Raw genomic sequence first — 14231 nt, 5'->3', positions numbered from 1 at the left:
CGCGCCCTTCGGAACGGGCGCGTTACCCGAAATCGTACACCGCCGGCGCTAGGTGACCGCATGCTCCACCAGAACCTGAGCGGGCAGCGCGGACAGCAGTGGCAAGAGTTGTTTTTCCAAAGCTGCCAGCGACGCACCCTGACGCTGCAGGTCGAGCATCACGCGCACGGGGGTGTCCGCCACAGCAAGCACTTCAGGGCGAGCCTCCTTGGCAATTGCCAGGCCATCGCATACCTGGTTCACCATCGTCCGCACCACCGCTGCAGTGGCCATGGTGCGCAGCTCTGGCTTGTAAATTTTGCCCACATTGGTCACCGGCATGTGCGCCAAAATGGTGATGGATTTGGGCTGGGCAGGTGCTTCATCCACCCGTTCAGCGGTGAATGCCAAAAGCTCTGCCTCGGTGGCTGTGGCACCCGGGCGCAACGACGCAAACGCCACTGGCAGCTCACCCGCATAGGCGTCGGGTGCCCCCACTGCGGCACACAGGTCTACCGCAGGGTGCGCACCCAGTGCGTCCTCAATGACCTTGGGGTCGATGTTGTGGCCGCCGCGGATGATCAGGTCCTTGGCCCGGCCCGACAGGTGCAAGCGCCCCTGCGCATCCTGCCAGCCCAGGTCGCCACTGATCAGCCAGCCGTCGGGCGTGAACGTGCGGGCGGTCTCTTGCGCGTCCAGGTAGCCTGAAAACAGGTTGGGCGACTTGAACAGCACCATGCCGCTCTCCCCAATGCCTTGGTCCTTATTCGTTGGTGCGCCATTGGCGTCCAGTGCCACAATGCGGATTTGTGTGTAGGGCAGCCGCCAGCCGACGCAGCCAGCCGGTGCATTCCCTCCTGGGGGTGCGACGGTGGACAAGCCCGCCATCTCCGTCATACCCAGACTCTCATTGATTTGCAGGCCAAACTGGCGTTTGAAGCGGGCGGCCAACTCTGGCGGCAAGGGTGCAGCGCCGGTGCGAACCGAACGCACGGTGGATATATCTGCACCGTTCAGCGGCACTGCAGCCAACGCGGCCAGCGCAGTCGGCACGCCAGACACCAGCGTGCTTTTGTATTTTTCGACCAGTCGCCAGTAGTTCTGGATGACCTCCCGGTTGCGAAACAGCGATGCGGTAGGAATGACGGTTTCCATGCCCACCGCCAGTGAACACAGTGAGCCGGGCAACACCCCCGCTACATGGAACAGTGGGTAGCCGTTGATCAGAACATCGTCGGGCGTGAAGCCCTGCATCGCGGCATTCGCCCACGCGGTGAACACCTGGGCCGCATGGCTGTGCCGCGCCAGCTTGGGCGCACCCGTGGTACCCCCGGTGTGAAAGTAGGCGGCAATGTCGGTGGCAGCAAAGCTCCGCTGGCTCACCAGTCGGTCATCGGGTTGACTGGCGCGCATGGCGTGAAAGTCCCATACGCCGTCGGGCAGTGGTCCGTCATGGCGCAGCGCCTGGCCATCGGGGCTGACCAGCAGCACGGTGCTCAGTTGCGGCAATGCCGCCTTCAGACGCATCGCCTTGGCCAGCATGCCGCTGTCGTCTTCTGCACCATGTGCCATGAGCACACGCGCGCCGCTGGCACGCAGTAGCGACAGCAGCTTGTCGTCGCTCAACATGGGGTTCAGCGGCTGGACAATGCCTGCCGCCTCGCCTCCCCACAAGGCCAGGTGGTAGGCCAGCCCGCCCGGCAGCATCACCGCCACCACGTCCTGATGGCGCATGCCCAGCGTGTGCAACAGGTTGGCAGTCTGGTGGATGCCCTCCAGCAAGGTGCGGTAGCTCCACCGGGTGGGTGTGTCGTCGGGGTTGCCGGTGTGCAGAAAGGTCAGTGCCGGGTGGTCCGGGCGGGCGCGCGCCGAGCGGCTGATCAGCTCATAGGTGCTGTTGCTGGGAATCGCCTCTCGCAGCGGTATCTGCTCAAGGCGCTCAATGTCCTGCTCGGATTGCACGGGAAAAGTGGATGCAGGTGTCATGGTGTTCAGGTTTGGGCGGGTCGAGACGACGGATTTGATCCGCATGCGTGCAGAACGCCAGTCAAATCAGCGACTCTGCGAGCCGGTTTAGGTTAGCAAGACCAATCTGCGTGTTTCGTGACGGGATCCGCTTGCGCATTCCTTTTAGCTAACTAAACTGGCGGCGAAGGAAGTTTCATGGACCTTGTAAACCAGTTAGCGACACAGCAGGACCAGTTCAAAAAACTGCTTGCCGGAATTGACCGTGGCATTCAGGACCACCTGGCCTGGAACCAGCGCCTCCTGCGGTGTGCCCTGCTGCGCGATCCGCCGGGCGACGACATATTGCATCTGGAGGCCCACCAGCATTGCCAATTCGGGAAATGGCTCGTGGCAGAAAGAGCCACATTGACCGGTTTTGACCCGAAGACAACCCGTGACGTTGAGCACCACCATCGTGCCATGCACGATGCCGTTCGGATGCTTTGCGAGCAGGCATCGCGCGGCCTGCCTGCCCGGGTGGAAGACTTGCAGACCTATGAAGCGGCGCAGACCACCATGGTTGATTGCCTGAACGTTTTGCGCCAGCGCGTGGCCGAATCCGTTTTGCAAATGGATGCGCTGACCGGACTTCCACTGCGCAATGGGCTGGACTATGCGTTCCAGATTCGCCAGAAAGACGCCGCCCGCCAGTCTGTTCCCCTGCACCTGGCGATGGTGGACGTGGATCACTTCAAAGTGGTTAACGACACCTGGGGCCATCCGGTAGGCGACAAAGCCTTGCAGCACCTGTCCAAACTGATGACAGGCTGCCTGCGCGACAACGACATCGGTGTGCGCTACGGAGGTGAGGAGTTTTTGTTTCTGCTGCTCGGGCATGAAGCCGAGGCAGTGGTGCAGCGTATTCTGGACGAGGTGCGCTCGCATCCCATGCTGATGGGCGGTGGCGCCAAGTTGTCCATGACGGTGACCGCCGGTGTGACACCGGTGAGCCCAACGGACACGTTGGTGTCAGCGGTCAGCCGGGCCGATGCAGCACTGCTGCATGGCAAGCAGAGCGGGCGGGACCGCTATGAGCAAGCCCCGATTCCGCCCAACTAAGCGATTAACCGCCTTTTTTGGAGCGCTTGCCGGGGTTCTTCTTGCTGCGGGTCGATGTGCCGCGCTCAAGGCTCACCTTTTGGCCGCGACCACCGGTGGTCAACGCCACGCCGGGCATTGGCTTGGGTGCGGGAGTGGCTTTGCGGTCTGCTTCGGTAACGATTTGATTGCCCATGAAATTTCTCGGCTGTAGAGTGGAAAACCGCTATTAGGCCATAAGCGCAATCACCACAGCAGCTTACGACCGCGCTGGCAGCCACCGGTTAGCGCATTCCTGGCGCTCAGAATCCTGTAACTTGCTATAACAAACATAGCTGCTGGCGCATATTCCACGGGGGCTCAGGGCGAATTTGGCTTGTAACCTAGAATGCTGCGCAGGGAGAAGCCATTGACGCCAGAGCAAAAAGCCAGAGTCAGCATCGACGCACTGCTTGTGCAGGCGGGCTGGCACGTCTGCGGCGTGTCGGATGCGAATATCCATGCGGCTGTGGGCGTGGCCATCCGCGAATTCCCCCTGAACAACGGCTTTGGCTTTGCCGACTACCTGCTGTATGTCAACGGCAAAGCCTGCGGCGTGATCGAGGCCAAAAAAGAGGGAGCTACTTTGACCGGCGTCGAAGTGCAGTCGGGCCGCTACGCCCAGGGCCTGCCCGCCACCTTGCCCGCATGGCGCAGGCCCATGCCCTTTCTGTGGGAATCCACGGGGGTAGAAACCCATTTCACCAACGGCCTGGACCCCGAGCCGCGTGCCCGAGGTGTTTTCGCCTTCTTCCGCCCCGAGCTGCTGGTGCAGTGGCTGGCGTATTTGCCGACCGCAGCGGCTTCCAATACCGCACAGGAAGCCGCAGGCACTTTTTTGGCCCGCATGCGCAGCATGCCCAAGTTGGTGACGGAATGGGGCAGCGGCGGCGCCCACTATGCGCTGTGGCCCGCCCAAATCAGCGCCATCACCAACCTGGAGAAAAGCCTGGCCGCCAACAAACCCAAGGCCCTCATCCAAATGGCCACCGGCAGCGGCAAAACCTTTACCAGCATTGGCTTCATTTACCGACTCATCAAGTTTGGCGGCGCGCGCCGCGTGCTGTTTTTGGTGGACCGTGGCAACCTGGCCCGCCAAACCAAAAAAGAGTTTGACGCCTACGCCAGCCCCTACAACGCCTACAAGTTTGGCGAGGAATACATCGTCCAGCACCTGCAGGGCAACCAGCTCGACACCAGCGCCCGCGTGGTCATCTGCACCATCCAGCGCATGTTCAGCATGCTCAAGGGGCGCGAGCTGGCTGAAGAGGCTGACGAAGAATCCACCGAAAAAATCGAAACCCTGTTCAAAGACCCCGAGCCCATTGGCTACAACCCGGCCATCCCCATCGAGAGCTTTGACATCGTGGTGACGGACGAGGCCCACCGCAGCATCTACAACCTGTGGCGCCAGGTGCTGGAGTACTTTGACGCGTATCTCATTGGCCTGACCGCCACGCCCAACAAACAAACCTTTGGCTTCTTTAACCAAAACCTGGTGATGGAATACGACCACGCCCAGGCCGTGGCCGATGGCGTGAACGTGAACTACGACGTGTACCGCATCAAAACCGAGATCACCGAGGCCGGTGCCAAGGTCGACAAAGGCTACTGGCTGGAAACGCAAGACAAAGCCACCCGCCGCAAAACCGCCTGGCAGCTGGACGAAGACTTTGAATACGACCCCGCCGAGCTAGACCGCGCCGTGCAAACGCCCGACCAAATCCGCACCGTGGTGCGCACACTGCGCGACAACTGGCAGGCAGACCTCTTCCCCCAGCGGCAAGAGCTGCCCAAGACCTTGGTCTTTGCCAAAGACGACAACCACGCCGAAAAGATTGTGGAGATATTGCGCGAAGAGTTTGGCCGGGGTAACGAGTTCGCGCAAAAGATCACCTACCGCAGTGCCCAGGGTGGAGGCACCAGCCCCGAGCAACTCATTAAAGACTTCCGCACCAGCTACTACCCCCGCGTGGCCGTCACCGTGGACATGATCGCCACCGGCACCGACATCAAGCCAGTGGAAATCGTTGCCTTCATGCGCAGCGTCAAAAGCCGCAGCTTCTTTGAGCAGATGAAAGGCCGGGGCGTGCGCATCTGCAACTCCACCGACCTGGCGGCCGTCAACCCGGGGGAGGGCGTCAAAAAAGACCACTTTGTCATCGTCGACGCCGTGGGCGTGTGCGAGCGCGACAAAACCGACAGCCGCCCCATGGACCAGAAGAAGAGTGTGCCCCTGGACAAACTGCTGCAAGCCGTGAGCCTGGGCAATGTGGAAGACGACGTGCTGAGCAGCATTGCCGCCAGGTTGGCCCGGCTGGACCGCGACGCCAGCGATGCCGACCAAGCCAAGGTGATCGAACTGAGTGGCGGCAAAACCCTGCGTGACCTGGCCCGTGGCTTGGTGGCCGCGCTGAACGTAGCGAACGATGCCACCGATCTTTTTCCCGACAATGCCGCTCGCCCTGGGCTTGTCGAAGGGCTGTTAAGCGAGGCAACCCGGCCCTTCGCCTCGCCAGCATTGCGCGAGCAGCTATTAAAAATGAAGCAGAAGGCAGACCTGGTGATCGACGTGGTCACCCAAGATAGCCTGCTGCACGCCGGCTTTAGCGAAGGCAGCGACAGGGCCACCACGCTGGTGCAAAGCTTTGAGCAGTTCATCGCCCAGCACAAAGACGAAATCACCGCCCTGCAAATTTTGTACAGCCGCCCCACGCGCGCGCCGCTCAAGTTTGCAGACGTGCAAGCCTTGGCCGATGCCCTGCACGCCCCTCCGCTGAACATCTTTGAGACCGCCCTGTGGCAGGCCTATGCCACCCTGCGCAAAGACAAGGTCAAAGGCGCCACGCAGCGCCGCCTGCTCACCGACCTGGTCAGCCTGGTGCGCTTTGCCATGCAGCAGACCAACGAACTGGTGCCCTACCCCGAGCGCGTGCAGGCCAACTTCAAGGCCTGGCTGGCCCAGCACCAGCAGACAGACAACAACCCGTTCACCCAAGAACAACAACACTGGCTAGAAATGATCCGCGACCACATCGCCGCCAACCTCGGCATTGAAATAGACGACTTTGAATACGCCCCCTTCAACGCCCAAGGCGGCCTGGGCAAGGTGCACCAGCTCTTTGGCGCGGAACTGCCCAAGGTGATTGAGGAACTGAATCGGGAGTTGGCGGCGTGAGTGAAACCGTTGCAGCGCCCGCGCGTTCGCGGTCGGCTTGGAAATGGGTGACGCTTGCAGATGTTGGCAAAGTAATCACTGGAAATACTCCGCCGACAGCCGATTCCGATAACTATGGCGACGCAATTCCCTTCGTCAAACCCACAGAGCTTGTAGATCGTGGCATCCGCTCCGCTCCAAGTGGCCTCGCGCCCCAAGCAATGGGAAAGGCTCGCGTAGTTCCAGCTGGAGCAGTGCTCGTTTCCTGCATTGGCAACCTAGGCAAGACCGGCATTGCCAAAGTTCCCGTGGCGTTCAATCAACAGATAAATGCCGTGGTGTTCAACGAGAACGTGGTTCCCGAGTTCGGTTTCTATTACGCGCAGACGTTGAAGCCATGGCTGTATGGCGAGTCGTCGGCGACCACCATCCCAATCGTCAACAAAGGCAAGTTTCAGCAGGCACGTTTCCCGCTGGCGCCGCTGGATGAGCAGCGCGAAATCGTCGCCGAACTCGAAAAACAGTTCTCCCGCCTCGACGAAGCCGTCGCCAACCTCCAGCGGGTCAAAGCCAACCTCAAACGCTACAAAGCCTCCGTCCTCAAAGCCGCCGTCGAAGGCCGCCTCGTAGAAACCGAAGCCACCCTGGCCCGCCGCGAAGGTCGCACCTACGAAACCGGCGAGCAGCTTTTGCATCGGATTCTTGAGGAGCGGCGTGGATCGTGGAAAGGGCGCGGCAAGTATGCAGACCCGGTGAATGCAGCTGGCGGCGTTAATTTTCCTTTGCCGGAGGGTTGGTCGAGTACTACTCTGGAAACAATAACTGATGCAAATCGGGTTATTTGTTACGGCATTCTTATGCCTAAAGAGAACTTGGAAGACGGGGTGCTTTTTGTCAAAGTTCGTGACATGCGCGGCGATTCGATTGATTTGAACGCATTGCATAGGACGTCACGTGAGATTGCTGCCCAATATGCACGCGCTTCTTTGAGGACTGGCGATATCCTTTTGTCAATCCGCGGGACCTATGGCCGTGTCGCGGTTGTGCCGCCTCTGCTGGATGGCGGCAACATCACGCAAGATACCGCGCGTATCGCCGTGAGTCATGAATACAACGCTGGATTTGTTGCAGCGTTTCTCCGGTCGGAGGATGCGCAACGCTATTTCAAACAGGTTGCCCGAGGCGTTGCTGTCAAGGGAGTAAATATTGGCGACGTGCGTCCAATGCCTATCCCTGTTACGCCACTCGCGGAACAGGTGCGTATCGTCGCCGAAGTCGATCGCCACCTGTCCATCATCCGCGAAGTCGAAGCCGAGGTCGACGCCAACCTCCAGCGCGCGCAGGCGCTGCGGCAGGCGACGCTGGCAAAGGCTTTTTCTGGAGATCGAAGATGAAAGGTCGCAAGGGGCGCTCGGGACTAAAGGGCCAACTGGTCGAAAAGAGTGTCGATGCGTATGTGCTTGCCCTTGAAACCATTAATAGGTTGTCAATCAAATATCGTGTTGAGAGCTTCACACACCTCATCTGCAATGCATGGGAGTTGCTTCTGAAAGCTCGGGTATTGGATGTGCAGACTTCTCGGGACGCGATCTATTACAAGACTAAGCGCGGGGAGCCCAAGCGCACCATTTCTTTGCGTGATGCCTTGATCAAGGTGGTTCCCAATGAGAAAGAAGCACTTCGCAGAAACCTTGAGGTAGTGGCAGATCTTCGTGATGAAGCAATGCATTTCGTCATCAGCGAGGTGCCAAACGATGTGCTTCTGTTGTTTCAGGCTTGCGTGATCAACTATCACAAGAAATTGAACGAATGGTTTGGAATATCACTTTCTGATCGAGTCACAGTTGGGATGATGACGATCGTGTACGACCTGTCACCTGGCAGTTTTGATTTGGGTAGTCCTGCTGTGAAGCGCCGCCTTGGTAAAGATGTGGCGGCATACCTTGCTCAAATGCAGAAGAAGATTCAAGCCGAGTTCACTACGCTACAGCGATCGCCGGAGTTTTCAATCGGCGTGGAATACAAGCTGGTTCTGACGAAGAAACCTGGTGACGCAGATATTGTCCTCAGCACCGGCGAAAAGGGCACGTCTGCCACGGTCGTACAAGTTGCAAAAGACCCCAGTGTTAGCCATCCTCACCGTCAAAAGGAGTTGTTGGCTGCTCTGACGACTGCCCTTGGTGGCGCTGCTACCGCAAATACGCATGACATCCAATGTGTTAATAAAGTTCATGGCGTTAGAAAGCGAGCAGAGTGGTTTTATCAAGGGAAAGTTGCTGGTTCACCAGCGCAATACAGCCAAGCCTTTGTGGATTGGATGTTTGAGCGTGTGAAGCAAGATCCGGACTTTTTCGTCAAAGCTCGTGAAACGGCAAAGAAATCATTGAAGAAATAACATGCGCCAGCTTGACCTCTTCTCCGCCCTGCAGTCCAGCACCGAGGGCATCGACACCGAATTCAAGTCGGCGCGCGGTGGCATGCCTGGCAGTTTTTGGGAGTCCTATTCCGCCATGGCCAACACCCAGGGCGGCACCATCGTGTTGGGCGTGGCCGAAAAGCCCACCGGCCTGGTGTGGGAGGGCGTGCCCGATGCCGCGCAGTTGCGCAACGTGCTGTGGGGCCAGTTGAATGACCGGCACAAGGTCAGCGCCAATCTGCTGCGCGATGACGATGTGCGCACGGTGGAAGACGAGGGCCGCCAGTTTGTGGCGGTGAATGTGCCGCGTGCCTCGCGGCTGCAGCGCCCGGTTTTTGTGGGGCCCAACCCCATGACGGGCACCTACCGCCGTGCGGAAGAGGGCGACTACCGCTGCTCGGATGACGAGGTGCGCCGCATGCTGGCCGACCAGTCTGACACGCCAGCAGATTCACAAATCGTGGAGCGCTTTGGCCAGCCAGACTTTGACCCTGAGACGGTTAAGCAGTACCGCAACCGCTTTGCCTCCCGCGCGCCAGACCATCCGTGGCTGCTGTTGGACGATGCGCCCCTGCTCACCAAGTTGAGCGCCTTGCGGCGTGACCGCGCCACGGGTTTTGAAGGTGCTACTGTGGCGGGCTTGCTGATGTTTGGCCGGTTTGAAGCCTTGCGCGATGCACTGCCGGCCTTTCATGTGGACTACCGCGAGCGCCTGTCCGACGACCCTGCCGTGCGCTGGACCGACCGCGTGGTGCCCGATGGCACTTGGGAAAACAACCTGTTCCAGTTTTATCTACGGGTGATGCAGCGCCTGTCGGGCGACTTGAAAATGCCTTTCCAACTGGACCGCGAGCTGTACCGCAAGGACGATTCTGCCGTGCATGAGGCGCTGCGCGAGGCGGTGGTCAATGCGCTGGTGCACGCGGACCATCGCGGGCAGGGTGGCGTGGTGATTGAGCGCTATCCGGATCGGATCGAGTTGTCCAACCCCGGCTCGCTGCTGGTATCAAGGGTGCAGTTGCTACAAGGCGGCGTAAGTGAGTGCCGCAACAAGAGTTTGCAGATGCTGTTCCAGCTTATGGGTGGCGGCGACAAGGCGGGCTCGGGCATGGACAAGATTCGCGCCGGTTGGCGCGCGCAGCACTGGCGCTCGCCCCGGCTGGAAGAATCTTTGCAGCCCGACCGGGTAAAGCTGGTGCTGCCCATGGTCAGCCTGATCCCCGACGAGGTGGACCAGGCGCTGCGGTTGCGCTTTGGCGACCGGTTTGCCAAGCTGGACAAGACAGCGGTGCAGGCGGTGGTGACGGCGCAGGTGGAAGGCAGTGTTACCAACAGCCGCATGCAGGAAATCACCGGTGAGCACTCCAAAGACATTACTGGCGTGTTGCAAAACCTGGTGCGCGATGGCCTGCTGACGCAGCAAAACCAGCGGCGTTGGGCCAGCTACCGTGTGGCGGAGGACTCCCCCCAATCCGGCGAGGACTCCCCTCATTTGGAGGAGAACTTCCCTCAAAGCTCCCCCCAATTGGGCGGGGACTCCCCTCATTTGACGGCGAACTCCCCTCATTTGCCCCCGGAACTCCTGTCATTGGCGGAACCAGCCCGGCTCAAAGGAAAGCTGCCTGCGGCTGAAATGCAGGCTTTGGTTATGCGCCTGTGCGATAGCCGGTGGCTCACGTCCAAGGATTTGGCCACGTTGTTGAACCGCGATGCGGAAAACTTGCAGGGCCGCATTCTTGGCGGGATGGTGAAGAAGGGGCTGCTGGAGCTGCGCTTCCCGGATGTGCCGAATCGGCCTGATCAGGCGTATCGCAAGGTGATAGTCGTTTGAGGTCGCAAATTTCGACTTCAAATCTGCTTCTGTTTTGATAGCTACTTGCACAATAACTACGGGGGCTAGAGCCCTATTTCTTCTGGGAGGAAGAGCATGAAAGAGTTGCACGCTTTGGTGGACTATGCAAACGTCCAGCCGTCTCTGGAGGCGTTGGCAAAACTGGCGCCGGGGTTTACCGATGTATGGCTGTTCCATGGCCCGCACCAGGCCAAGCAGGCGCAGGCTTTCGCTGCCAGCCATGAGCGGGTCACGCTGGTGCCGCGCTCGGGCCAGGGGCCCAATGCGCTGGACTTCCATGTGGCGTTCTATCTGGGCTACGTGGCGGCCAAGCACCCGGACGCCGAGCTGGTGGTGGTAGCCAACGACCGCGGCTACGACCCCATGCTGGCGCACGCCCGCATGCTCAAGTTCCGTGCCCGCCGTGTTGGCTACAAGGCGCCCACTGTCAAAAAGGCAGTTGTAGTGAAACCCGCTGCGCAAGCGGCCCCGCCGCTGGCAGCCAAGAAGGCGGTAGCCAAGAAAGCTGTGGTGAAAAAGGCGGTGGCAAAGCAGGCTGCACCCAAGCCCGAAACACCGGTCAAAGCGGTAGCTGCCAAAAAGGCACCCGCAGCCAAGAAAGCGCCGCCCGCCAAAAAGGCAGCTGCAAAAAAAGTCGCAAAGCCCAAGCCAGCGAAAGCAGTGGTGCCTGCAAAGCCACCAAAGTCCGCCCCAAAACCTGTAACCACACCCGAAGCCAAGCTGCTCGACCGCATTACGAAGGGCCTGGCCAAAATGGGCGACAAGGCGCCCGCTAAGCTCAAGTCACTTCTTAATGCGCTAAAGCCCATGTTGGACAAGAACAGCACGGGTGCAGATGCCGAAGCCATGGTGCAGAAACTGCAAGACAAGGGTGTGGTGCAAGTGCTGGGAAAAGTGGTGACTTATCCCAAATAACTTGCTTCTGTTTTCATAGCTGCTTGCGGACATTCCACGAGGGCTAGAGGCTGATTTACTATGGAATCTATGAAGACTTTCCCTATCCGCCTCACCCCCGGCCAAGATCTACGCGCTGCCCTGGAAGCCGCAGTCCAAGCCCAAAACTGCCACGCTGCCTTTGTGTTGTCCGGCATCGGTAGCCTGTCCACAGCGGGCATCCGCCTGGCGGGGGCGGCGCAGCCCACGCGGCTGACGGAGAGCATGGAGATCCTCACCCTCTCGGGCACGGTGGCGGTGGATGGCGACAAAACCGTCTCCCACATGCACATGGCCATCTCCACCGCCACCGGGCAGGTGCTGGGCGGGCATGTGGCGCCGGGCTGCATCGTGCTCACCACGGCCGAGGTGCTGCTGGCCCTGCTGCCCGACTGGCAGTTCACCCGCGAGTCGGATGTGCAAACCGGCTACGACGAGCTGGTAATCCGGGCGCGAGGCTGACTTTTGCTACTGGTTTGATAGCTGCTCGCGCAATCAGTACGAGGGCTAGAGGCCAATTTCATTCATAACTTGCCTGCGTTCATGTATTTGGCTAAAGTAAGGAATCCTTACTTTGCACCAAATGCCATGCTCGCCAAAATCACTTCCAAAAACCAGCTCACGCTGCCCAAGAGCGTGACGCAGGCCGTGGGTGCCACGGAATACTTTGATGTAGAGGCCCGGGCAGGGCAGATCATCCTCACGCCCGTGCGCATTCAGCGCGGTGACGCGGTGCGGGCCAAGTTGGCGGAGCTGAATTTGACAGATGCCGACATGGCCGACGCCGTGGCCTGGGCCAGAGCGCCGCAAGCCGCACCAGCCATGGCCGCCGAGCCGGTGGCTGCGTATGCGTTAGAGCCTGCCAAGCCCAAGAAGGCGGCTGCCAAAAAGGCCCAGTCCAAAGCATGAGCGCGCTTGTGCGCGTGGTGCTGGATACCAACGTGGTTTTGTCCGCGCTGGTATTCGGCGGCGGGGCAGCAGGGCGGGTGCGGCGCGCTTGGCAGAAGGGTGCGCTGCTGCCATTGGCCAGCACCGCCACGGTGCAAGAGCTGGTGCGGGTGTTGTCCTACCCCAAGTTTCGCCTGTCCCAAGCGGAGCAGGATGAGTTGCTAGCCGACTACCTGCCTTACACCCAGACAGTGCGCATCCCCCAACCGCCACCCCTGGTGCCCGCGTGCCGCGATGTGCTCGACGAGCCTTTTATGCACCTCGCCGTGGCGGGAAAAGCCCAAGTGCTGGTGTCTGGCGACAGGGACCTGCTGGCCATTGCCGAAGAGTTTGAGCAGGCCAGTGGCTGCCCTATTTTGACTTTGGATGCCTTGTTCAGGCATCCGCTGTCCTTGGGGTTGCTGCAAAAGTTATAGCTGCTTGCGCAATGAATACGAGGGCTAGAGGCCTGTTCCATTCAGAACTTGCCTTTACAAGGCAATTCATTTACATTCAGTATTCGCGATTCACGAATACTGAATGTAAATGCAACTCAAACCACAAGATTTCCTGGTAGCCCTCAAGCTTGTGGCTTGGGGTGAGCAGCGCTGGACGTATGCACGGCTGGCGCAGGAGCTGGGCATTAGCGTCTCAGAGGCGCATGCCTGCATCAAGCGCGGGTTGCAGGCGGGGCTGCTGGTTGATACCGCCTTGCTGGCTCCACCGCCCGAGGCTGCGCCGGGAGTGCAGGAGGCCGTGGCTGTGTATCGCGTGCAGGCCAGACCCCGCCGGGCCAAGGCGGCGATGGCCACCAACGCCGACAACCCGGTACGCGTGAATAGTCGTAACTTGGCTGAGTTTGCAGTGCACGGGGCCAAATATGCTTTCCCGGCGGACAAGCTGCCTGTCTCCGTTGGGGTGCCCACCAGCCACAGCGCGCCGGCTTTTGCGGGTGTGTTTGCCCCGGGTTCGGACGATTGGGTGTGGCCGCATCCCAATGGGGCGGTGCGGGGGCAGGGTGTGGAGCCTTTGCACCCCAGCGTGCCGTTTGCAGCCATGCAAGATGCGAAGTTGTACGAAATGCTGGCCTTGTTTGATGCCTTGCGTGTAGGCCGTGCGCGTGAACGCGGCATGGCGCTCAAGCGGCTGCCGCTGTTGATTTACCCAGACGGCCCCAAACCCCTCGAGAGGCCCATGCATGGCTAATCCGAACATTGAATTGCTTACCTCCATTGCTCACGCGATGGGCGCGCTGCGGGAGCAAGTGGTGTTTGTGGGCGGCTGTGCCACTGGGCTACTCATTACACAGACGCTGGTTGCGGACGCACGAGCCACAGAGGACGTGGACGCCATCGTGGAAGTGGCTTCATTGGTGGGCTACCACGCGTTGGCTGCGCAGTTGATGGAGCAAGGCTTCAAGCAAACCATGGCGGACAATACGCCGCCGTTCCGCTGGTACTGGAATGGCATGCAGCTCGACTTGGTTCCGCTCGATGAGCGGGTGCTGGGTTTCGCCAACCGCTGGTACAAGCCGGGTTTTGAAGCGGCAGCTATGGCTACTTTGCCTTCGGGCCTGCAGCTAAGGCACCTTTCGGCACCGTACTTTATGGCCACCAAATTGGAGGCATTTAAAGACCGGGGTAACAACGACGTTTACCTTAGCCACGATTTGGAAGACGTCATCACCGTGGTGGACGGGCGCGAAGAGTTGATCAGCGAGCTAACCTCCGCCCCACCTGATGTGCGCGACTTTGTTGCGCAAACGCTCAGTGGCATCTTGCGGCACACGGATTTCACCAACGTGCTGCCCGGCATCGTTTCACAAAGCACACGCACCGGCCTGGTATTGCAACGGTTTACACATATTTCCGAGCTATAGAACA

At 59.9% G+C, this 14231-nt stretch carries 13 protein-coding genes; 11 read left to right on the top strand and 2 right to left on the bottom strand.

The features are described from left to right. Positions 1–48: 48 nt before the first annotated feature. Entirely contained in the window at positions 49–1965 is a 1917-nt protein-coding gene (locus tag AC097W_RS05925; protein ID WP_479601552.1) for an acyl-CoA synthetase, read from the bottom strand. A 177-nt stretch (positions 1966–2142) separates the two neighbouring features. Between AC097W_RS05925 and AC097W_RS05920 the strand changes: the two genes are divergently transcribed. Beyond that, positions 2143–3045 (top strand): diguanylate cyclase, encoded by a 903-nt coding sequence (locus tag AC097W_RS05920; RefSeq protein WP_479601550.1) that lies wholly within the window; start codon positions 2143–2145, stop codon positions 3043–3045. A gap of 4 nt (positions 3046–3049) precedes the next feature. On the opposite strand, the gene AC097W_RS05915 is transcribed toward AC097W_RS05920, so the two are convergent. Next, positions 3050–3220, bottom strand: coding sequence for a hypothetical protein (locus AC097W_RS05915; RefSeq protein ID WP_479601548.1), 171 nt, complete (start codon positions 3218–3220; stop codon positions 3050–3052). Between the two features lie 213 nt (positions 3221–3433). On the opposite strand from AC097W_RS05915, the gene AC097W_RS05910 reads away from it, so the two are divergent. From AC097W_RS05910 to AC097W_RS05865, 10 genes are all read left to right on the top strand, one after another. Continuing rightward, positions 3434–6241, top strand: a complete 2808-nt coding sequence (locus tag AC097W_RS05910) for a type I restriction endonuclease subunit R (RefSeq protein ID WP_479601545.1) — start codon at positions 3434–3436, stop codon at positions 6239–6241. Further along, complete coding sequence (locus tag AC097W_RS05905) at positions 6238–7614, top strand: restriction endonuclease subunit S (RefSeq protein ID WP_479601543.1); 1377 nt, start codon at positions 6238–6240, stop codon at positions 7612–7614. The genes AC097W_RS05910 and AC097W_RS05905 overlap by 4 nt, the downstream gene beginning before the upstream one ends. Continuing rightward, positions 7611–8615 (top strand): DUF3644 domain-containing protein, encoded by a 1005-nt coding sequence (locus AC097W_RS05900; protein WP_479601540.1) that lies wholly within the window; start codon positions 7611–7613, stop codon positions 8613–8615. The genes AC097W_RS05905 and AC097W_RS05900 overlap by 4 nt, the downstream gene beginning before the upstream one ends. A gap of 1 nt (position 8616) precedes the next feature. Continuing rightward, positions 8617–10467: an ATP-binding protein gene (locus AC097W_RS05895; RefSeq protein WP_479601539.1), complete on the top strand. Its 1851-nt coding sequence runs from the start codon at positions 8617–8619 to the stop codon at positions 10465–10467. A 96-nt stretch (positions 10468–10563) separates the two neighbouring features. Then, positions 10564–11403 carry a PIN domain-containing protein gene (locus AC097W_RS05890; protein ID WP_479601536.1) on the top strand — a complete coding sequence of 280 codons (840 nt, stop codon included), beginning with the start codon at positions 10564–10566 and terminating at the stop codon, positions 11401–11403. Positions 11404–11472: 69 nt separating this feature from the next. Continuing rightward, positions 11473–11883, top strand: a complete 411-nt coding sequence (locus AC097W_RS05885; protein ID WP_479601533.1) for a PPC domain-containing DNA-binding protein — start codon at positions 11473–11475, stop codon at positions 11881–11883. A gap of 126 nt (positions 11884–12009) precedes the next feature. After that, entirely contained in the window at positions 12010–12330 is a 321-nt protein-coding gene (locus tag AC097W_RS05880; RefSeq protein ID WP_479601530.1) for an AbrB/MazE/SpoVT family DNA-binding domain-containing protein, read from the top strand. Then, on the top strand, positions 12327–12785 hold the full coding sequence (locus AC097W_RS05875; protein ID WP_479601528.1) for a putative toxin-antitoxin system toxin component, PIN family: 459 nt from the start codon (positions 12327–12329) through the stop codon (positions 12783–12785). Before AC097W_RS05880 ends, AC097W_RS05875 begins: the two co-directional genes overlap by 4 nt. A 109-nt stretch (positions 12786–12894) precedes the next feature. Beyond that, positions 12895–13554: a hypothetical protein gene (locus tag AC097W_RS05870; protein ID WP_479601524.1), complete on the top strand. Its 660-nt coding sequence runs from the start codon at positions 12895–12897 to the stop codon at positions 13552–13554. Continuing rightward, a complete protein-coding gene (locus tag AC097W_RS05865) occupies positions 13547–14227 on the top strand; it encodes a hypothetical protein (RefSeq protein ID WP_479601520.1) in 681 nt (226 codons plus the stop codon). Before AC097W_RS05870 ends, AC097W_RS05865 begins: the two co-directional genes overlap by 8 nt. Positions 14228–14231 lie beyond the last annotated feature (4 nt).

The organism is Rhodoferax sp. GT1R46 (assembly GCF_056521285.1).
This window is presented reverse-complemented; position numbering and strand designations above follow the sequence as displayed.